Source organism: Stenotrophomonas rhizophila (assembly GCF_020857975.1).
Lineage (GTDB): Bacteria > Pseudomonadota > Gammaproteobacteria > Xanthomonadales > Xanthomonadaceae > Stenotrophomonas > Stenotrophomonas rhizophila_C.
Window position 1 is genome coordinate 130,439 of sequence record NZ_JACWUO010000010.1, and the last position, 21,418, is coordinate 151,856.

The following is a 21,418-nucleotide window of genomic DNA, read 5'->3' on the forward strand; positions in this document are numbered from 1 at the left end:
CGGGCCGCAATGGGTCGGCGCGGCCGACCGACCCGGTCCACTGCCGCCGGCACCGGCCGGGATCGCCGGGCGGCTCAGTACCGTTCGGGCGTGCCACTGCGGCTGCGCGAGGCCAGCGCGACCGATTCGGTGGCCACGCAACGGCCCATCTCCGGATGGTAACGATGCATCACATAGCCGACCTTGGCCGACTCGGTTGCGTGGACACCACCGCCGCCACTCAACGGAGTCCACTGGACATCGGACAGTTCGGTCGGCGCACATTGCTCAGAGGATGCGTAGGTGGCCCGGATGGCCTGGACGACCTCGCTTTCGCTGGCATATTCCTGGCCACGGGCGCTGTAGCGCCATGCGGCGTCAATCTCGCTCTCCGGGCGCCCCTGGTAGTTGTCGATTTCATCGATGCCCGACGCATTCTGCCGCGCCAGGTAGGCCTCCATGCTGGCGCCGGCCAGCGTAGCGCTGACGAAGGCGTTCATCTCGCCCGGAGTGATTTCCGGCGCCTTGTTCTGCGGCAGGTCCGGATCGCCCAGATCGATGTCATCACCGGCGTGCACGACCGGGGCCAGGGCCAGCAGCGCCGGCAGCAGCCACTGCACGCGGCGGGATACACGGGAAGGGAAAGGCAACATTCTTGAACTCCTTTGTACGGGAAACCAGCGGATTGGCGGAGCAGCGGGCCTGCGCCATGGCGCAGGCCAAACGTCGGCAAACGGCACGACCGCCGCTTGCCAGGGCCAGCGCAACAACACCGACGCAACGGATTTACGTTCAATCGCGCGTAGTCGGTCAAGCCAGCGCAGTCGATGCAGATCACATTTTCAGGTACGCACTGGGCGATAGAAGCGCTTTTAGGAATACAGGTATTGCATTTAGTTCCCGCCCTACCTGCAGCACGCAAAACCGGCACCGTCGACAGGAATATCGTTACGCCAGCAGTTATCCATAGTGTCGAACACGACATCGCAGACCACGAAAACTCGAGCGTCATCCGCCTTTCGCCCGCCGTGCAATCCGGTTTACTGCATGCGTCCGGACATAACAGGTTTTTCGCGACATAATCATGACATGGCACTCACATCCTGCCGGCTAGCGTGATTTTCCACGACCGACCGCACACGCTATCGGCCCCTCCCCCACGTCCGCGGCAGCGCCTGCAAGCATGACCACTCCCATTCCCGTTCCGGCCGTTCCCACGCCCCCCCCTCGCCCCATCGGCCTGGCCTTGCTGGATGACCATCAGGTCGTCCTGCATGGCATGTCCATCAAGCTGCGCGAACGCGACGACATGGCCGTCGTCGGCGCGTGGACCGGCAGCCGCGCGCTGCTGGAAAGCCTGGCGACCCGCCCGGTGGACGTGCTGCTGATGGACTACTGCCTGACCAGGGATGAAATCGACGGTTGCCAGTTGATCGCCCTTCTGCGCACGCACCACCCGCAGATGCGCATCCTGGTGGTGTCGGCCCACCACAGTGCATTGATCGTCGACGCCGCCCTGCGCGCCGGCGCGCATGGCTACGTATGCAAGACCGTCGACTGGCCCGTACTGATCGAGGCGATCCTCAGGGTGGCCGGCAACCATCGCTACCTGTCCCAAGCCGACCAGGACTGGTTCGGCACGGACCGGCAGCTGAGCCCGCGCGAGCGCGATGTCCTGCGCCACAGCCTGGCCGGCGATTCAGTATCGGCGCTGGCCGAGCGTCAGGGCCTCAGCGAAAAGACCATCAGTACCCAGAAGCGCAGCGCCTATCGCAAGCTCGGCCTGCACGGCGATGCCGACCTGTTCCGGCTGGCCCCGCTGGTGTACCGGGTGCTGGGCGGGGAACCGGAATCGGGGTCGGAGCGCTAGCCGGCGCTACTGCTTCGGCTTTTTCTCCGGCGTCTTTTTCGGCTCCGGCTCCGGTTCCGGAGCCGGCAGCGGTGCATTCCGCAGTGCCAGTTCAATCTGATCGGTGAGCGATTGCGCGGTGGGATCCACCGCACTGGCGTCACGGGCCGAGGTCAGCGCGTCTTCCAGCATCTGCCGGCGCAACGCCGGCTCCGGCTCTTCCTGCGAGGCCACGAACTGCAGCGCCGCATGGTGGTACAACTCGGCCGGGTCGCCCGCCTTGCGCGCACGCTCGCGCCACGGGCCGGCGGCATTGCGCACGTCACCATTGGCTTCGAAGTGGGCGATCAAGCGCTTGATCGACGGCAGGTCGCCGGTTTTTGCCGCCGCCAGCACTGCCGCCTCCTGCTGTGGGGAGAGATACGCATCCCCGGCGGAAGGTTCGCCAGCGCAGGCGACCACCAGGACCATCACTGCGCACAGCAGAAGATGCTGTTTCATCGTGGACACCATCGGTGACAAAAAGGAAGTACTCCTCGCGCGCCGTCGCAACCTCGTCGCAGTGCCCGGGCCGTTGGCCCGCGGTTGCGATGACATCGATGGCAAATTGGAGCAGTGGCGCCAATCCTAGGATCGGCGCGCCGTCACGGCCAACACAGTGTTTGAATGACTAATGGCTGCGCGATTCACCGCGTCGTATGCAATCGTTTTCAGTTGACGTCAATCGAGATGGCGCATTCGTCGCAAGTGGGCTGATGCTCAGCCCGTTGTTGCCGTCCCAGCGCGCAATCGATGTCGCTATCGGCATCAATGAAATGCCTCCCCGATCCCAATCAGGCCGATGAAGAGTTCAAGCACGGGCCTGCCAAACAGGACAAACAACGCCTCATTCCTCTGCGCTCCGAACGGCACTGGATACGCCCCACGGCGGCACTGGACGCTCAATCAGCTGGACATCTTCACATCGAGGGGCCTGCCTTCAAGGCGATTTCCGCACGCCATGCAGCTAGGAAACACGGGATGGATCAAATGGCTTGATGCCAAGGCGCACAATTTTTCGAAGCACGCCAAGATACCGATCACCAAACAACAGCGCAATAACGAAGGCCGCATAGAAAATCAGAAGTGCAGCCGGAAAAACAACTACGCCGGGCGAGACCTCACAGTCAGCATTCCAGATCCCCACAAGCACAGCCAGCGCAGCAACAGCGGCAGAAACCGATCCGGCTATCACACGAACAGTCAACAGGCTCACGCCAAACAAGCCCACAGACATAAAGTCAATTTTTGTGTAGGCGAGCAATGCCACCAGCGCCAGGAGCCAACCCCACATGACAACTGCCGGGTAACCATTCAGCGGACAGGTCATCTCGACCATGAAACGGGCCAACCCAATGAAAATATAGACCGCACCCAGCACAAGCACGCCCTTAAAGAACCTGACAAAGATCACTTCGCCTGACATTGGCATTTGTTGAAGTTTTCCCTGTAGTTGACAAAAGCACCCAGCGGGCCAAGAAATTTCGCACCACCTCGAATGATGCCGGCTTTGCTCATGCTCGCCGCTGCCCGATTGCGCCGACCGTTGGCCACGGAATAATGAATCCCGGCCTCGGTTGCCCGTTGAAGCTGTCTTACCGCCTTGGCCTCAGCCCGAGACGCGACAGCATCAGCAGCATGACCGGCCGCGGCGAAAGGTGTTTTCACACCATATTCGCCAAACTGGACATATGGAGGCTCATAGAAGTTGAAGTCAACGCCAGCAACATCCAACGCAAATGATGCCATGGCAGTAATCGGCACTAGATCAACCAAGAGATCAGCTGCGGCCTCGCTCTCGCAACTGCTGGCAGCCACATATCCCGTAATGCTGCTCATTTCCCCATTGTTCCAGTAGCCAACCCCTTCCAAGCCAAGCGGATCGACAAACACAGTGGGGCGCCCCGCCGCGTAAGCATACGTCGAGATGCCTCCCTCAAGTCCAATCGGATCACTCTGCGAGTATCTCCCTGTAAGCGCCTCATATTCCCGCTGATAGTTGTAGAACATCCCACTGGCATCGGTCGCCTGTTGCCCCGGGAAGCGCAGCGCCAGCTCGTAATCCACGCCGTCCCGATCGGGGTCCTCGTTCGGGACCTGATTACCAAACACCTCGCTCTTGCTGCTCCACGCCCAGATCGCCACATCGCGCGCCGGATCGATCACCACGCGCGGGGTGCCCAGGTGATCCGGCTGGATGTAGGCCACTTCAGGCACGCCAGCGCTCGGCGTGTTGATCAGCGCAACCGGATGGTTGTCCAGCCAGATGGCCTGCTGCTGCTGCCCGTTAGGGCCGTAGTTTCCGACCCATCGCCCCGCCTCGTCATACACGGTGACCTGTGCATCCGCGGATGCAGGCGCACGTAGCACCCGCTCGCCCTTGTGGTTGTAGCCATAGCTTTCCATGACGGCACCGCCCTGCTTGACCGCGTCCATGCGATTGGCGTCGTTGTAGCTGAACTCCCTGTCGCCAATGCCCGTGGTGTTGCCCGCCGCGTCATGGCTGCGTGCCTGCGCATCCACAGCGGTCAGTCGATGACTGTCGGCTGGGTAGGTATAGCTGGCAGTGCCCGCCGCGGTCGTCAGTGCCGTGCGGTTGCCGGTGGCGTCGTAGGCGTAGGTTTCAATCGCGGTGCCGGTAGCCCCGTCTTTGGCGTGGGTCAGGCGGCCCAGTGTGTCGTAGCCGTACTTGACCAAGGGCGTGCTGCCATCACCGTCCTTCAGGTCGGTGATGGCGCCAACCGGATCATAGCCATAGCTCAGCCACAGCCCACCGGCGGCTGGGTCTCGAACCGCCAGCGGGCGGTAGTTGAGGTCGAGCAGCCGCTGCAACTGGCGGCCATTGCCGTAGGTCCAGCCGGTGGCAGGGCCAAATGGCGCATGGCTTACCTGGCTGAGCACGACCTGCCGGGCGTGGCCGGGGCGGGTCAAACCAATTGCACTGATCTGTCCCACATTGTTGCGGGCATAGTCGACCACACTGCCATCGGGATAGGTCATGCCAGCCAGGCGGCCTGCTGCGGTATAGGAATAGCGCAGCGTGGTGGTCACGCCATTGACGGTCTGCAGCTTGCGGGTGAGCTGGCCGAAGCGGTCGTGGCAGTACTCGGTGCTGCCACCGGCGTGCAGGACCTTGCTCAGCCGCCCCTTGGAAAACTGCTCATCCGCGGCGCATACGACCGGTGCATGGTCGTAGCTGTAGCCGACATCCAGGTTGGGGTCCGGATAGGCGATGCCGGTCAGGCGGTTGAGGGCGTCGTAGTGGTAGGTGGCGGTCACGCCACGGGCGTCGGTACGGGTGTTGCGGTTGCCTGCAGCATCAATGCCATAGGTGGTCTCACCACTGTCCGGGCTGACCTGGCCGATCAGATCGCCGAAACCATTGTACGTATAGGTGGTGGACAGGCCTTTGGGATCGGTGACCTGGGCGACCTGGTCTGTTGCCGTGTAGCGCGCCTCGATGCTGGCCGCGACACCGCTGGCATCCTCTACGCCACGAAGCTGGCGATCGAGCGGATCGTGCTGCAACGTGCTTTTGCGCTGCAGGGCATCGGTGACGCTTGCCGGGTTGCCATTGGCGTCGTAGGTGTAGGTGCTGGCGTTCTCGTCAGCGTCCTTCAGGGCGATCAGCTGGCTGAGATTGTTATGCACCCGGGACAAGGTATGCCGCAGCACACCATCACTGTCGACGATATCCTGCTTGATGCGGTTACCCGCGTTGTCCAGGGTGTAATGGAGGCTGTTGCCGGCGCTGTCGGCAACATCGGTCAGGCGCTGTGCTGCATCGTAGAGATAGGTGACACTGCCACCGTCGGATTCGGTGACACGCTGCACCTGGCCGGTAGGCCAATAGCTGATCAACGTGTTCCGGTCTGTCGCTGCGGTGGCGCCACGGACGGTAATGCGGCTCAGTCCGCCACGCGCGTGGTAGGCGTATTCGGTGAGCACGCCGTTGGGGTCGCTCACGCGCAATGCACGGCCAGCACCATCGTAGGCCAGTATTTCGGTCACCTGGCCCAGCGCGTTTTCCATCTGCCAGAGGTCACCCTTGCGATGGTCACAAGCCAATGCGGAATCCGCGCAGCCGGCGGCGTCCTGTGGGTAATAGCGGAACTGGGTCCGATCGGCGACGTCGGTACGCGGCCCATCCACGCTGAGCGGGCGACCGGTGTCGTCATAGGTGTATTGGGTAATCCGCGTTGCGGCGGGGGCGGCATCATCGATCCAGCGCTGCAGCACCATGTTGCCAGCGCCATCGTATTCGCGCTCGAGCTGGCGCCCGCCGGTATCGGCGGTAGGTAGCCAATGGATGCGGGTGGGCAGGCGCAGGCTGGGATGCCAGTCGGTGGTGATCGTGCGTTCTGCTGCTGTACCCGCTGCCTCGGTGCGGGAGGTTTCCAGCGGTCGGCCGCTATTGTTGTCGGTATGTTCGTATTGGTAGCGGGTAATACTGTCGCCAAAACCAGTGCGCTGGCTGATCGTGCCATGCTTGTCATATTCGAGGTAACGGGCGGCAGAGGGCGAGCCGGTAGTGGAGGAACGTTGTACCTCAATCAAGCGCGTGTAGCCGCGGACAGGTGAGAAGCGATACTCCTGCTGCCCTTCTAGCGCGTTGAATACTGTGGTGCCACTGTAATCCATTTCCAGATGCACAGCATCCGCACCGCCGGCATGTTCGCTGCCGAGCGCCTGGCCTGCGAAGGCATAGCGATAGGTAGCGTAGCGCGCGCCCTGCTCGTCGATGATGCCAGTCAGCGCATGCGGCATTGCCTTTCCACTTGTGAAGTCTGGCTCGTTGTAGCGATACGTCAATGTAGTGCCGTCGGCTTGGCTGACTGCTACCAAGTCCGCCTCCAAGCCCACGCCATCGATTTCGTCATACCCATAACTGACCACAGTACCTGCCGCTCCGGTCACACGTGCGACCCTGCCAGAGGCATCGTAAGCGATGCTCAATGCCCGCCCTTGCTGATCACTCACACCAATCAACAAGCCGCTATGGCCTGCCGCGACCTCCGCCGCTGTATCAGGAGTGCTATAGGCCAATCGCGTTGCATTGCCATTACGGTCTTCAATCATCAACAGGCGCCCATCCGGTGAATAGTGCTCGAGTTTCTCGTCGACATCTACGTGAATCCAACCGCCATCGGCCAGCTTACTCAATACAGTTTCATCGGCGTTCTGTGCTATATATCTGCCATCAACCTCATGGAATATGCGTATCCCACCGTCTGCGCGCACTAGCTTGATTGCCGACCGGTACGCATTGGCGTCACTCGACCAGTACTCAGTCTGAATGACCTGCAGATCGTAGCCATGCCGCCAGCGGCTTCCAATGCGCGCGAGTATTGGCGCCACCCCCCAGTCGGTGCCCCTGCGGAAACTGCCACTGTTGTAGTAGCGCACCCAGCGGAGGGCGGAGGGAGCATCAATATCTACAACTTGTGCGAACTTATTGAACGTGCCAGCGTGGATCGGATTACCGACGTATCCCGAGTCGACTGGACGTGTGCAGACTGCATCCATTGCACCACTGCCGATCAGCGGCTCTCCGAGATCGGTATCTACCGGTACAGAGTTAGAGGGCATGCAGTAGAAGTAGCTATCGCTGATCCCATCGGGGGGATAAGAGTTGTTAGCGATATCTATGCCCGAAGCAATCACTACGTACCCAGGTGAACACTGCCAAGCTTGGCGCATTCCGATGTACCAATCGAGCCCTACTCGCGGCGGCTCATCAATAGGATCAAAGCTGTAATTGAATTCTATATCCGCAGTAAGTATCCGGCTTACCCCCAACTGAGGGTGATGATCCAGCCTCTCGACGACTTTGAGTAATTTGCATTTGACGTTCTGATCGGCTTCGCAACGACGTGCAAGACCTTCGCGAGCGGCCGACTCAGCATCAGGGAATGGCATTAGCTCTCCTATCTGGGTATCGAACGACCCCGACGCAGGCGCCACCCACACTGGCCCAAGCAAAGGTGGGATGTTGGCAGCCGATGCGTCCGAGCTCCCACTCAAAAACCACAAGCTCACACACCAGCCAAACATCCTCCATACCTTCATTCCATGACCGTTCCCTTGACTGACCCTCCGCACTGGACGGTCAATGACAGAAAAATAAGCAGTAGCCACACACCCGCGATATCGATATCCACCTAGAAACCATGGTTGAATTCCCAGCTGCAACGCCGCATGCAAGACATCACGGCGCCGGCCACCACCACGGCCCGCAGGAAGCCCAGCATCAACCCTCCCCGTCTTCGCCCGCGCCGCCTAGAATGTCGCCATGAGCACCCCGACCCTGCGTACGGCCACCGCTGCCGACATCCCCGCCCTGATCGCCCTGGTTACCTCCGCCTACCGGGGCGACGCCAGTCGTGCCGGCTGGACCACCGAAGCCGACCTGCTGGACGGCGCCCGTATCGATGCCGACGGCCTGCAGGCCGACCTGGCCCGGCCGCGCTCGAGCATCCTGCTGGCCGAGCGTGATGGCCACCTGCTGGCCTGCGCGCATGTCGCCGACGACCAGGGCAAGGGCTACTTCGGCATGTTCTCGGTCGACCCGGCCCAGCAGGGCGGCGGCATCGGCAAGTGGATGATGGATGCCGCCGAGGCGCATGCCGCGCGCGAATGGGGCGTGCCGGTGATGCAGATGACGGTGATCGACGTGCGCGAGGAGCTGATCGCCTTCTACGAACGCCGTGGCTACGTGCGCACCGGCATCAAAAAGCCTTTCCCCTATGGCGATGCGCGCTTCGGCGTGCCCAAGCGCGACGACCTGCGCTTTGAAATCCTCGAAAAGCCGCTGGCGGCACAGCCGTGAGCGCGACCTGGACCTTCGTCTGCGCCAGCGCCGAACTGCTGCCCGGCGAGATGAAGAGCACCTTCGACGAGGTCACCGGCACCCCGATCGTGGTGTTCAACCTGGACGGCGAGCTGTATGCACTGGAAGACCAGTGCACCCATGAGGAGTTCGAGCTGTCCTCGGGCACCTTCGACACCGCCGAGGCCAGCATCGAGTGCGTGCTGCATGGTGCGCGCTTCGATATCCGCGATGGCCGCGCCCTGTGCGCGCCGGCCTATTCGCCGGTGGCCCGGTTCCCGGTCAAGCGCGAACACGACGGGGTGTGGACCCGCGACGACCGCGACTGAACGCCATCGGGTAGCAACCGTCCGGCGTCGCGCCCGGCTGGTTATGCGAATCATTATCGTTTCTGTTATCGTATTGCCTCCGATTGCCCGACCCTGCCCGTCTTCCGATGGCTTGCGAACGTGATGCCGCCGCTGCTGCACGACTGCCTGCGCTGCGCCTTGGCGTAGCCGCAGTGCTGTGCCTGCTCGGGCTGCTGTGCGGGGTATATCCGACCGGACCGACACGGCCGGCCGCGGCGGAATCGCCGATCACGGTGGCCGACCCGGGCCAGCGCAACGGGCTGCCGTTGCCGCCACTGCCCGAACCGGCCCTGCATGGCGCCAGCCGCGTCGAAACCGATCCCGATCCCAGCCGCGGCAGCCCCGGCGGCACCCTCCCGGGCCGCCCCGAGTACGTGGCACGGGCCGCTGCGTCGGCCGGCCATGCGTTGCCACCGGTGGGCCTGGTCTTCCGCCCCAAACCGCAACGCCTGCCGCCCTCCCAGGCACCGCCCGCCCTGGCCTGAGCCTGCCGGCGCGCTGTCCATGCGCGCGCCGCGCGGCCCGCCTGCACGCCCGCTGCTGTTTTTTCGTTGATGCCCTCGTCCGGCGTGCATGGCCGCCTGCCATTGCGCGCCGGCCCTGCCTCCGTCTTTTTTCGTTTTCCAGGTCTTTCCACCATGATCAAGAGCCGCAAACACTCCTCCCCCGCACGCAGCGCCGCCAGCCTGGCCACGGCCAGCCTGGTCACCGGCCTGGGGCTGGCCGTCCTGCCGGGCGCGGTCCTGGCCCAATCCAGCCCGCAGACGCTGGACCAGGTGCATGTGCTGGGCGTGCGCGGCTACAAGGCCGACAAGGTCGCCTCGCCGAAATTCACCCAGGCGCTGCAGGACACCCCGCAGACCGTCCAGGTGATCACCAGCGACCTGTTCAGGCAGCAGGCCGCCACCACGTTGACCGAAGCACTGCGCAACAGCCCGGGCGTGGGCACCTTCTACGCCGGCGAGAACGGCAACAGCAACACCGGCGACGCCATCTTCATGCGCGGCTTCGACACCTCCAGCAGCATCTTCGTCGATGGCGTGCGCGACATCGGCTCGATCTCGCGCGATGTGTTCAATACCGAACAGGTGGAAGTGGTCAAGGGTCCGGCCGGTACCGACAACGGCCGCTCGGCGCCGACCGGTGCGATCAACATGGTGAGCAAGCAGGCCAACCTGCACGATACGGTGTCGGCGACGGTATCGGCCGGCAGCGACAGCCAGAAGCGCGCCAGCGCCGACTGGAACCAGGCACTGGGCGCCACCAGCGCGCTGCGCCTGAACGCCATGTGGCAGGACAGCGACCAGCCCGGCCGCGACCACGTCAACAATTCGCGCTGGGGCATCGCGCCGTCGCTGGCGTTCGGGCTGGGCACCAACACACGCTACTTCCTCAACCTGCTGTACGTGGACCAGGACAACGTGCCTGACGGCGGCGTGCCGACCCTGGGCCTGCCGGGCTGGACCGCCCAGCCTACGCTGGAGCAGTTGGCCGGCCACCCGGTCAACCCGGAGAACTTCTACGGCACCCGCGCCGACCATGACGATGTCACCGCGAAGATGGCCACGTTCCGCTTCGAGCACGATTTCAACGACGCCGTGCGCCTGACCAACACCGCGCGCTGGGGCCGCACCGAGCAGGACTACCTGCTGACCGCCTTCATGGGCACCGGCGCCCGTGGCGGCAACGGCGCGCCCACCGGCAACATCCGCTACGGCAACCCGGCCGACCTGGGCAGCTACACCCTGGCGCGCAGCCTGCCCACCTTCAAGGACCAGCAGAACACCATCCTTACCGACCAGCTCAACCTGCGCGCGGATTTCAGCACCGGGCGCATCGTGCACAACCTGAGCACCGGGCTTGAATTCACCCGCGAAGAGCTCAAGAGCTTCGGCCAGGCCGCCACCGGCGGCACCACCTGGTCGCCGGCCAACCTGTATGCACCGGACTGGAACGCCACCGGCCTGACCTGGGCGCACAACGGCGCTGACAGCCACGGCAGGACCACCACCTCCTCGGTATACCTGTTCGACACGCTGCACCTGGGCCAGAGCTTCCTGCTGACCGCCGGCCTGCGCGCGGACCATTACAAGACCCAGTACCAGAGCGCGTCGGTGTGCGGCGGTCGCGGCCCGGCCTGCGGCAGCAACCCGGTCGGCACGGTGCTGCGCAATCCCTCGCTGGAACACTCGGACACCCTGCTCAACTGGAAGATCGGCGCGGTCTACAAGGTCGATGACATCGTCAGCCTGTACGCCAACTACGCCCTGTCCCAGCAGCCCCCCGGCGGCAGCAACTTCCAGCTGAGCGCTTCGGCCAGCAGCGCCGACAACCCCAGCCTGGACCCACAGAAGGCCAAGACCGTCGAAGTGGGCACCAAGTGGAGCTTCCTGGACGACAACCTGGCCTTCAACGTGGCGCTGTTCAAGACCGAGGTGAGCAACGAGATCAACACCCAGGTGCTCGACGACGCCGGCAACCCGACCCAGACCGGCAAGAAGTCGGTGCAGGGCATCGAGGTATCCACGGTGGGCCGCATCACCGACAGCTGGTCGGTATCGGCCGGCTACAGCCACCTGGATACCGAGGTGGAGGAAGGCGCCAACGTGGCCGCCGACGGCACCCGCAACCTGACCTACACTCCCGGTGACGCCTTCACCGGCTGGACCAGCTACAGCTTCCCGTTCGGCCTGACCGTGGGCGGCGGCGTGCGCTACGCCGGCCAGATGCACCGCGGCACCGATGGCGCGGTGGGCACCCCGGCGTTCACCAAGTCCTACACGGTCTACGACGCGGTGGCCTCCTATGAGATCAACCCGCACCTGGTGCTGCGCTTGAACGCCTACAACCTGTTCGACAAGCAGTACGTGGCCGCGATCAACAAGAGCGGCTATCGTTACACCCCGGGCGCCCCGCGCTCGTTCCTGCTCAGCGCGGACATCCGCTTCTGATGCAATGGCGGCGCGAGGGGCCATCCCCCGCGCCGCATGAGGATCGCCCATGTTGCTGCATGTTCCCGATGTACTCCATGCCGACCAGCTGGCCCTGCTGCAACGCCGCCTGGCTGCGGCCGACTGGACCGATGGCCGCGAAACCGTCGGTGCGCAGGGCGCGCAGGTCAAGCGCAATCAGCAGCTGCCCGACACCTCGCAGGTCAAGGCCGAGCTGGGCCGGGTAGTGCTGGCCGCACTGGAACGCCACCCGCTGTTCTTCGCAGCGGCATTGCCGCTGCGGATCCTGCCGCCACGCTTCAACCGCTACCAGGGTGGGGGCGAGTACGGCTTCCACGTCGATGGGGCGGTGATGATCACCACCGAGGACGGCCAGCGCACGCACCTGCGTTCGGATGTGTCGTGCACGCTGTTCCTGAGCCCGCCGGAGGACTACGACGGCGGCGAACTGGTGATCAGCGATACCTACGGCGAGCATGAGGTGAAGCTGCCGGCCGGCGACCTGATCGTGTACCCGTCCAGCAGCCTGCACCGCGTCAACCCGGTCACCCGTGGCGCGCGGCTGGCGTCGTTCTTCTGGGTGCAGAGCATGGTCCGCGACGACAGCGCGCGGCGCATGCTGTTGGAAATGGACACGGCGATCCAGGCCCTGCGGGCCGGCGGCGCCGACGCCGATGCGGTGCTGCAGCTGACCGGGGTGTACCACAACCTGCTGCGGCGCTGGAGCGAGGTGTAAGCGCAGCGCGCTGAGCCGTGGGCACAGCAACAGCGTTGGACCGAACACCTCACACAGTCGCAAATCATTCCCATTTGCGTTGGATAACCAATCTCACCTACAATCCCGCCGCGCCGGCTCCCCCTGGGCCACGCCCAGCAGAGGATTGTCCTTGCGCCATCCACACCGCCACCGCAGCTTCGCCCCCGCCATGCGCGGGCAGCGGCCGTTGTTGGCCGTCGTGCTGGCCTGGCTGGCGCTGCTGTCGATGCTGGTGGCCGGCCTGCCGGTGCTGGAGCGCACGCTGCCCGGCAGCACCGCGCTGGTGCTGCAGTTGCCGGTGGAAGAACGCCTGGCCGGCGGCGGTGAAGCCCCTTTGCAGGAAGAAACCCCGGCCAAGCCGCGCCGGACCGCCAGCGCGCGCCCCGCGCCGGCCACCCAGCCCCGGCCGCCGGCATTGCCGGAGGCACTGGATACGCTGATGGCCACGCTGCTGCCGTTGCCGCCGCAGACCGCCCCGGCGGTGGGCTCGGCCCCGGCCACGCCGTTGCCGGCCGCGCCCGGGCTGCGCGTACAGCGCGGCCAGGCCCCGCCGCAGGGCTGATTGCGGCCGGCGCGTGAGTACCCCGCGCCACGCCGGCTGAAAGCTCCTCCGCCCGCACGGGCATCCCACTGCTTCCTGCACCGCTGCGGCCACCGGCCGCGGCGCCAGCGTCCGTCTTTCCTTTTCGAGGTTCCCCCATGGCCCAGCGCCAGCGTGCCCGCCTGTCCGTTTCCCGCCACACCCTCTGCCTGGCCTTGCTCGGCGCCCTGAGCGGCCCGGCCCTGGCCAATGGCGCCGCCGCGCCGACCACGCTGGACAAGGTGGTGGTCACCGCCGCCGGCTTCGAGCAGAAGATCGCCGATGCCCCGGCCAGCATCAGCGTGGTCAGCCGCGAGGAACTGAGCAAGCGCCCCTACACCAGCCTGGTCGACGCGCTGCGCGACGTGGAAGGCATCGACGTGGGCATGGAACCAACCGACAAGAACGGCCGCGCCACCATCTCCATGCGCGGCATGCCCTCCGATTACACCCTGGTGCTGATCGACGGCCGCCGCCAGAGCAATGCCGGCAACCTGTACCCGAACAATTTCGGTGGCGGCCAGTTCTCCTACATGCCGCCGCTGGATGCGATCGAGCGCATCGAAGTGGTGCGCGGCCCGATGTCCACCCTGTATGGCTCCGATGCGATGGGCGGGGTGATCAACATCATCACCCGCCGCAACCAGGCCGACTGGCATGGCTCGATCACCCAGGGCTTCACCGTGCAGCAGGACGATCAGTTCGGCGATGCGCGCAGCACCGACCTCTACCTGAGCGGCCCGCTGGTCAAGGACCGGCTCGGCCTGTCGGTGCGCGGCAGCTACTACGACACCAAGGCGTCCAATCCGGAATGGGACGACCTGCCGCTGCCGGACGGCACGCTGTGGTCGCGCAGCATCGGCTTCGGTGGCGGCGGCAAGGCAGTGGCCAACACCAACTGGAACACCGGCCTGCGGCTGAACTTCACCGTCAACGACGACCACGAGCTGTGGCTGGACTACGACGTGTCGCGCCAGAAGTACGACAACAGCCAGGGCCAGACCGGCACCCTGGACAGCCTGGCCAGCCTGTGGCGGGTCGGCAGCGCGACCATCCCCAACCCGAACGGCAGCGGCACCGTCACCCGCCGGGTGGTGCAGCCGCGGGTGGGCTACACCGCCTACCAGCGCTACGAGCGCGACCAGCTGGCGCTGACCCACCAGGGCCGCTACGCGTTCGGTACCTGGCAGACCACGCTGACCCACATCACCAGCAACAACCTGGGCCGCTCGCTGCCGCTGACCCTGGACGAGCGCGCCAACCTGCAGACGCTGTGGAACGATGTCTGCCGCCGCACCGGCGCGGCGGCCAACTGCGCCGCCGGCGCGCGCAACGGGCTGGGCGCGCTCAACCCGGCCGAGATGGCCCGCCTGCAGGCCTTCCTGCCGCGCCCGCTGCGCACCATGGAACTGGAAGGCAACGTGCTGGACACGATGCTCGACCTGACCTTCGGCGCGCACAAGCTCACCGTTGGCGGCCAGTACAACGACACCGACATGGTCGACGGCGTGTTCGGCATGGATGGCGCCGGCTACAAGAACAACGTCAGGCAGCAGCACCGCATGTGGGCGCTGTTCGCCGAGGACAACTGGTCGCTGACCGACAGCCTCACCGCCACCGTCGGGGTGCGCTACGACGACCACAACATCTTCGGCAGCCATGTCAGCCCGCGCGCCTACCTGGTGTGGAACGCCAACGATGCATGGACCCTCAAGGGCGGTGTCAGCACCGGCTACAAAACCCCGCGCCCGGACCAGCTGTTCCCCGGCATCGTCGGTTTCGGCGGCCAGGGCGTGATCCCGCTGGTCGGCTCGCCGAACCTGCAGCCGGAAACCAGCACCAACTACGAAGTCGCCGCGTACTACCAGGGCGACCGCTGGGGCTTCAACGTCACCGGCTTCCTCAACAAGTTCGACGACAAGATCGCCAGCGGCGGCACGTTCGCCAACTGCGAAGTGGCGCCCAACGATGGCAGCTACTGCGTGGACATCGGCCCGGGCTGGGCGGCGCTGGGCTATGGCACCTTCAGCCAGAGCGTGAACATCGACAAGGCCGAAACCCGCGGCGTGGAAGCGGCCGCGCAGGTAGACCTGCTGGACAACCTGCAACTGCGCGGCAACTACACCTGGACCCGCAGCGAGCAAACCAGCGGCGCCGGCCGGGGCCTGCCGATCACCGGCAACCCGGCCAGGCACATGGCCAATGCCAGCCTGAACTGGCAGGTCAGCGAGGCGGTGAGCCTATCGCTGATCGGCGAAGGCCGCTACGACCGCTACCGCGACACGCTGGTCGGCAACGTCGGCGGCGTCAGCACCTCGCAGACCCGCTACTACGAGGACTACACGATCTTCCACCTCGGCGGCAGCTGGGACATCAACACCTGGCTGACGGTCAACGCGCGGGTCAACAACCTGTTCGACAAGGACTTCGTATCGCAGTCGTGCGCGCTGATCAGCGACAGCGAATACAGCTGCGTGGACGACTATTCGACCAAGGACCAGCGCCGCAGCTACTGGATTTCGCTGAACGCGAAATTCTAGGATTGGAGGGGCGCTGCTGCAGAGGCAACAGCACTCTGCGTCCTTGGTTCTGCGGGATGGGGGCGGCGGGATGGGGTTGCTCTGAAGGCAGATCAACAGCATGGAGGCACAAGCAGCCGAGCATGGCTCGGCTCTACCGGGAAGATCCATTTCCCGGTAGGTACCGACCGTTGGGCGGTGCATCTGGTAGTGCCGAGCCATGCTCGGCACCTCCCCAACAAAACTTCCCAAAGCCCGCTCTTCCATGCCTACCAGCCAACTGTCCACGGGGCGGCGGGTATGGGTTCACGGGACCCTGAGGCGCATGGATGCGCCGACGGAGCCTACACGGACGTACTTGCGGCGTGTCCCGGACGGCCCATACCCGCCGCCCCGCTTGCAACCAGCAAGCAATTCGCTATTGCTCTTGGCTCTTGGACACCCCACAAATTGCGAACCATTCTCATCAATGGTGTAATCCGCATCCAGATCCCAATGCAGTAACCGTGGCCACTTCCTCCTCCAGCGTGCAGCAACAACAAAGCCGCGGCTTCTGGCTGCGCACCCTGCACCAGTGGCACTGGATCAGCTCGGCCGTATGCCTGATCGGCATGCTGCTGTTTGCCGCCACCGGCATCACCTTGAACCACGCCGCCAGGATCGAAGCCAAGCCCCAGGTAGTCAACCGCCAGCTGGAACTGCCGGCCGACCTGCTCGGCAAGCTCGGCGACCGCGCCGACGGCAACGCCCCGCTCCCGCGCGCCACCGCCCGCTGGCTGGATGAACACCTGGCCATCTCGATCGGCCGCCGCCCGGCCGAATGGTCCGAGGGCGAAATCTACCTGTCCCTGCCCAGCCCCGGCGGCGACGCCTGGCTGAGCATCGACCGCGACAGCGGCGCGGTGGAATACGAAGCCACCTCGCGCGGCTGGGTGTCCTACTTCAACGACCTGCACAAAGGCCGCAACGCCGGCCCCGCCTGGGGCTGGTTCCTGGACGTCTTCGCCGCCGCCTGCCTGGTGTTCTGCATCACCGGCCTGTTCCTGCTGCACCTGCACGCCCGCCAGCGCCGCATGACCTGGCCGCTGGTCGGCCTGGGCCTGCTGGTCCCGCTGCTGATCGCCCTGATCCTCATCCACTGACCGTCCCCTTCCGGAGCCGCACCATGCGCGTCACCCTGACCATCGCCCTGAGCGGCCTGCTGGCCACCTCGCCGGCCTATGCCGCCACCCTGGACATCAACGTCGAGGTGCCCAAGCTCACCGTCGCCGAATACCACCGCCCCTACGTGGCCGTGTGGCTGGAAGGGGCCGACCAGAAGGTCGCCGCCAACCTGTCGGTGTGGTACCAGCAGACCGGCAACAGCGAAGGCCATGGCACCAAGTGGCTGCCCGACCTGCGCCAGTGGTGGCGCAAGAGCGGCCGCACCCTGGCCGTGCCCGTGGACGGAGTGACCGGCCCGACCCGCCCGGCCGGCAAGCACGCGCTGTCGTTCAACGACAAACAGCCGGCACTGAAAGCCCTGGCCCCGGGCAACTACACTCTGGTGGTGGAAGCCGTACGTGAAGTCGGCGGCCGCGAACTGCTCAAGATCCCCTTCACCTGGCCGGCGACCTCCGCACAGAGCGGCAAGGCGCAGGGCAGCACCGAACTGGGCCTGGTCACGCTGTCGGCCAAGCCCTGATGCTTTACTGCCCTGCCGGGCAGGTACCCACCGGGCCGTCGCCCTGCGACGGTGGCATGGCCCCCCGGCCATCCTCCCCCTCATCCCTACATGGAGTTTTTCGATGAAGCGCTCGCTTGTCCTAGCCGCCGCCCTGGCCGCCGCACTTCCGTTCTCCGCCCTGGCCCACAAGGCCTGGCTGCAGCCCTCGCAGACCGTGATCGCCGGCAACAGCCCGTGGATCACCGTCGATGCGGCGGTGTCCAACGACCTGTTCTACTTCAACCACGTGCCGCTGCGCCTGGACAGCCTGGTCATCACCGCCCCCGACGGCACCGTCGTGCAGCCGCAGAACGCGGCCACCGGCAAGTTCCGCAGCGTGTTCGACGTCGAACTGACCCAGCAGGGCACCTACCGCCTGGCCTCGGTCAACAACGGCCTGTCGGCCAGCTGGGAAGAAGACGGCAAGCCCAAGCGCTGGCGCGGTACCCCGGCCACCTTCGCCAGCGAAGTGCCGAAGAAGGCCAAGAAGCTGCAGGTGGCCCAGTCGGTCGGCCGCATCGAAACCTTCGTCACCAACGGCACCCCGAACGACACCGCGCTCAAGCCGACCAAGCAGGGCATCGAAATGATCGCGCTGGGCCATCCCAACGACCTGGTCGCCGGTGAAGCCGCGCGCTTCCGCGTGCTGGTCGACGGCAAGCCGCGCGCCGGGCTGGCCTTCGAGATCACCCGCGGTGGCACCCGTTACCGCAACGCCCAGGACGAGATCAAGGTCACCACCGACAAGAAGGGCGAGTTCTCGGTGACCTGGCCCGAAGCGGGCATGTACTGGCTGGAAACCGGCAGCGAAGACAAGAAGACCTCGCTCAAGCAGGCCAAGACCCGCCGCCTGAGCTACGTGGCCACGCTGGAAGTGCTGCCGCAGTAACCGTCGTTTGCGGTTGTTGCGCGCACCTTCCCGCTCCCCTCCGCGCCCCCTTGCACAGCAAGGGGGTGCCTACCAGACCCTTTTCGGCGCAGGGCGGCACGCCCGCCATGCCCACCCCCATGAACGACGCAGATATCGACATCGCCAGCCTCGGTGGCCACACCATGGGCACCACCTGGCAGGTAAAACTGGCCGTGGCGCGCACCCGCGACCTGCACCCGCTGCACGCCGGCATCCAGGCCCGGCTCGACGCCATCGTGGCGCAGATGAGCACCTGGGAAGCCCATAGCGACATCTCCCGGTTCAACCGCGCAGCGGCGGGAACCACCCACACCCCGCCGACGCTGTTTGCCCGCGTGCTCGACTGCGCCACCGACGTGGCCCGGCGCAGCGACGGCGCCTTCGATCCCACCGTCGGCCCGCTGGTGGCGCTGTGGGGCTTCGGCGCGCAGGCACAGGCCCGGCGCATCCCCGATCCCACCCTGCTCGCCGCCACTCGCGCCCGCTGCGGCTGGCAGCGCCTGCATTGGCAGGCCGGCCAGCTGCTGCAGCCCGGCGGCCTGGAACTGGATCTGTCGGCCATCGCCAAGGGCTTCGGCGTGGACCAGGCCAGCCAGTGGCTGCGCCAGCAGGGCGTGCCGGCCGCATTGGTGGAAGTAGGCGGCGAACTGCACGGCTACGGACGCAAGCCCGGTGGCCAGCCGTGGCGCGTGCTGGTCGAAGCCGGCCCCGAAGAAGAGGCCGACACCGATTTGCCGGCACGCGTGCTGGCGCTGGACGACCTGGCCGTGGCCACCTCCGGCGACCGCTGGCACCATTTCGAACAGGACGGCGCGCAGTTCAGTCATACCCTGGACCCGCGCACCGGCGCGCCGGTGACGCGCGCCGCCGCGGCGGTCACCGTCGCCGCGCGCGATGCGATGCACGCCGACGCCTGGGCCACCGCACTGACCGTGATGGGCCATGCGCAGGGCCTTGCCTTCGCCCAGGCCCATGGCCTGGCCGCGCGCTTCGTCTGCCGCGGCGCGCACGGCATCGAAGAACATCTCAGCCCGGCCTTCGCGCGGCTGCTCGATGCGCCCCAGGCGCAGCCGGCATGAGCCGCCCCTCGCGCGCCGCCGTTGGCAACCTGCTGGCGATCACCCTGCTGGCGGTACTGGCCTGGCTGTTGCTGCGCCTGCACCTGCAGGAAAGCTGGTGGCAGGGCGCACCGCTGGCCACGCGCTGGCGCTGGGCCGCCGGTAGCGTGGCCGGCTATGCCGCGCTGTGCGCTCTGATCTGGTGGCGGGGGCGCCCGCGCGAAGATGCCATCGCCGCCGACGGACCCGCGCCGATCCTGCTGGTCTGGGCCAGCCAGACCGGGTTCGCCCGGCAGCTATGCGAACGCAGCGCCGAAGCCCTGCGCGCGGCCGGGTTGCCGGTGCGGCTGCGCGGCCTGCACCAGATCGATGCCGGCACGCTGCAGCAGGCCTCGCGGATACTGTTCATCGCCAGCACCACCGGCGAAGGCGATGCGCCCGACCACGCGCTGCCGTTCCTGCGCAACGTCATGCCGCAGGCCCTGGCCGTGCCGCAGTTGCAGTACGCCGTGCTGGCCCTGGGCGACCGCAGCTACGGGCATTTCTGCGCCTTCGGCCATCAGCTCGATGCGTGGTTGCGCCAGCACGGTGCGCATCCGTTGTTCGACACGGTCGAGGTGGACAACGCCGACCCGGCCGCGCTGCGCCACTGGCAACAACTGCTGGGCCAGCTGGGCGGCAGCGCCACCGACCTGCCCGACTGGAACCCGGCCGAGTACCAGCACTGGCAGCTGCGCAGCCGTGCGCTGCAGAACCCGGGCAGTCCGGGTGCGCCGACCTGGCAGGTGGCGCTGGTGCCGGCCGACGGCGTGCTGCCCGCGTGGCAGGCCGGCGACGTGGTGGAGATCGGCCCGCGGCACGCGCCGGCGGCGGTGGAGGCGTGGCTGGCCGAGGCCGGAATGGACGGCGCCGCGATGATCGACGGGCAGACCCTGCGTACCCATCTGTCGCGCGCGCACCTGCCGGGCGCGGATGAGTGGCCCGCTAGCGAGTCGGCCGCGCTGGTGGCCAGCCTGCGCCCGCTGCCGCACCGCGAGTACTCCATCGCCAGCATGCCCGTGGAAGGCCAGGTGCTGTTGCTGCTGCGCCGCCAGCTGCGCCCGGACGGCACGCCCGGGCTGGGCAGCGGCTGGTTGTGCGACCACGCCGAACTGGGCGGCCGCATCGACCTGCGCTTCCGCAGCAACCCGAATTTCCATGCCCCGGCGCATGACGCACCGTTGATCCTGATCGGCAACGGCACCGGCATCGCCGGGCTGCGCGCGCATCTGCGCGCCCGCATCGATGCCGGCGCGCGACGCAACTGGCTGCTGTTCGGCGAGCGCACCCAAGCGCACGATTTCTTCTTTGGCGATGAACTCAGCGCCTGGCATCAGGCCGGAGGCATCCAGCGCCTGGATACGGTGTTCAGCCGCGACGGCGGTGAACACCGCTACGTGCAGGACCGGCTGCAGGCGCGCCTGGGCGAGCTGCGCCAGTGGGTACGCGACGGTGCCACCGTCCTGGTCTGCGGCAGCCTGCAGGGCATGGCCCCGGCGGTGGACGCGGTGATCGAACAGGCGCTGGGACGCGAGGGCAAGGAAGCATTGATCGTGGCCGGAAGATATCGGCGCGACGTGTATTGAGCAACGGCCATCGCGTATCGCCGGTAGGGTCGGTTCCCAAACGACTGCCGGTAGCAGTGACCGGCGTGACGAACGCATGACCCGTGCCGGAGCCGCCTTCGATCGAAGGTCATGCCCTTATCGAATGTTGCCCAGCGTATCGGCGGTCGATCGGGATGCGACCCTACCAGGGCTCCAATGCACCGAACACCGCCGGTAGGGTCGGTTCCCAAACGACTGCCGGTAGCAGTGACCGGCGTGACGAACGCATGACCCGTGCCGGAGCCG

At 66.0% G+C, this 21,418-nt stretch carries 17 protein-coding genes; 13 read left to right on the top strand and 4 right to left on the bottom strand.

From position 1 onward, the window contains the following. Nucleotides 1–74: 74 nt before the first annotated feature. A complete protein-coding gene (locus tag IC535_RS11670; RefSeq protein ID WP_228886195.1) occupies nt 75–632 on the bottom strand; it encodes a hypothetical protein in 558 nt (185 codons plus the stop codon). Between the two features lie 530 nt (nt 633–1,162). Here IC535_RS11670 and IC535_RS11675 point away from each other — a divergent pair. Then, the gene (locus tag IC535_RS11675) at nt 1,163–1,849 is read left to right on the top strand and encodes a response regulator transcription factor (RefSeq protein WP_267472983.1); all 687 of its coding nucleotides are present in this window, start codon (nt 1,163–1,165) and stop codon (nt 1,847–1,849) included. 6 nt (nt 1,850–1,855) lie between these two features. On the opposite strand, the gene IC535_RS11680 is transcribed toward IC535_RS11675, so the two are convergent. The 3 genes from IC535_RS11680 to IC535_RS11690 all read right to left on the bottom strand — a co-directional run bounded on the left by IC535_RS11680 (nt 1,856) and on the right by IC535_RS11690 (nt 7,786). Then, nucleotides 1,856–2,350 (bottom strand): hypothetical protein, encoded by a 495-nt coding sequence (locus tag IC535_RS11680; RefSeq protein WP_228886193.1) that lies wholly within the window; start codon nt 2,348–2,350, stop codon nt 1,856–1,858. A 484-nt stretch (nt 2,351–2,834) separates the two neighbouring features. After that, on the bottom strand, nt 2,835–3,293 hold the full coding sequence (locus IC535_RS11685) for a hypothetical protein (RefSeq protein ID WP_228886192.1): 459 nt from the start codon (nt 3,291–3,293) through the stop codon (nt 2,835–2,837). Beyond that, nucleotides 3,278–7,786: an RHS repeat-associated core domain-containing protein gene (locus IC535_RS11690; RefSeq protein WP_228886191.1), complete on the bottom strand. Its 4,509-nt coding sequence runs from the start codon at nt 7,784–7,786 to the stop codon at nt 3,278–3,280. The genes IC535_RS11685 and IC535_RS11690 overlap by 16 nt, the downstream gene beginning before the upstream one ends. A gap of 373 nt (nt 7,787–8,159) precedes the next feature. On the opposite strand from IC535_RS11690, the gene IC535_RS11695 reads away from it, so the two are divergent. The 12 genes from IC535_RS11695 (at nt 8,160) to IC535_RS11750 (ending at nt 21,151) form a co-directional block, all read left to right on the top strand. Beyond that, nucleotides 8,160–8,696: a GNAT family N-acetyltransferase gene (locus tag IC535_RS11695; protein WP_228886190.1), complete on the top strand. Its 537-nt coding sequence runs from the start codon at nt 8,160–8,162 to the stop codon at nt 8,694–8,696. Next, nucleotides 8,693–9,025, top strand: coding sequence for a non-heme iron oxygenase ferredoxin subunit (locus IC535_RS11700; protein WP_228886189.1), 333 nt, complete (start codon nt 8,693–8,695; stop codon nt 9,023–9,025). The genes IC535_RS11695 and IC535_RS11700 overlap by 4 nt, the downstream gene beginning before the upstream one ends. A gap of 107 nt (nt 9,026–9,132) precedes the next feature. Continuing rightward, nucleotides 9,133–9,531 (top strand): hypothetical protein, encoded by a 399-nt coding sequence (locus tag IC535_RS11705; RefSeq protein WP_228886188.1) that lies wholly within the window; start codon nt 9,133–9,135, stop codon nt 9,529–9,531. 153 nt (nt 9,532–9,684) lie between these two features. Beyond that, nucleotides 9,685–11,997, top strand: a complete 2,313-nt coding sequence (locus IC535_RS11710) for a catecholate siderophore receptor Fiu (protein ID WP_228886187.1) — start codon at nt 9,685–9,687, stop codon at nt 11,995–11,997. A gap of 49 nt (nt 11,998–12,046) precedes the next feature. Further along, entirely contained in the window at nt 12,047–12,733 is a 687-nt protein-coding gene (locus IC535_RS11715) for a Fe2+-dependent dioxygenase (protein WP_228886186.1), read from the top strand. A 151-nt stretch (nt 12,734–12,884) separates the two neighbouring features. Next, nucleotides 12,885–13,316: a hypothetical protein gene (locus tag IC535_RS11720; protein ID WP_228886185.1), complete on the top strand. Its 432-nt coding sequence runs from the start codon at nt 12,885–12,887 to the stop codon at nt 13,314–13,316. Between the two features lie 137 nt (nt 13,317–13,453). Next, nucleotides 13,454–15,874, top strand: a complete 2,421-nt coding sequence (locus tag IC535_RS11725; protein ID WP_228886184.1) for a TonB-dependent receptor domain-containing protein — start codon at nt 13,454–13,456, stop codon at nt 15,872–15,874. A 485-nt stretch (nt 15,875–16,359) separates the two neighbouring features. Continuing rightward, entirely contained in the window at nt 16,360–16,995 is a 636-nt protein-coding gene (locus IC535_RS11730; protein WP_228886183.1) for a PepSY-associated TM helix domain-containing protein, read from the top strand. Between the two features lie 23 nt (nt 16,996–17,018). Then, a complete protein-coding gene (locus IC535_RS11735) occupies nt 17,019–17,537 on the top strand; it encodes a DUF2271 domain-containing protein (RefSeq protein WP_228886182.1) in 519 nt (172 codons plus the stop codon). A 103-nt stretch (nt 17,538–17,640) separates the two neighbouring features. Further along, nucleotides 17,641–18,447 carry a DUF4198 domain-containing protein gene (locus IC535_RS11740; protein WP_228886181.1) on the top strand — a complete coding sequence of 269 codons (807 nt, stop codon included), beginning with the start codon at nt 17,641–17,643 and terminating at the stop codon, nt 18,445–18,447. A 119-nt stretch (nt 18,448–18,566) separates the two neighbouring features. Next, on the top strand, nt 18,567–19,547 hold the full coding sequence (locus IC535_RS11745; protein WP_228886180.1) for an FAD:protein FMN transferase: 981 nt from the start codon (nt 18,567–18,569) through the stop codon (nt 19,545–19,547). Continuing rightward, entirely contained in the window at nt 19,544–21,151 is a 1,608-nt protein-coding gene (locus tag IC535_RS11750; RefSeq protein WP_228886178.1) for a sulfite reductase subunit alpha, read from the top strand. The genes IC535_RS11745 and IC535_RS11750 overlap by 4 nt, the downstream gene beginning before the upstream one ends. Nucleotides 21,152–21,418 lie beyond the last annotated feature (267 nt).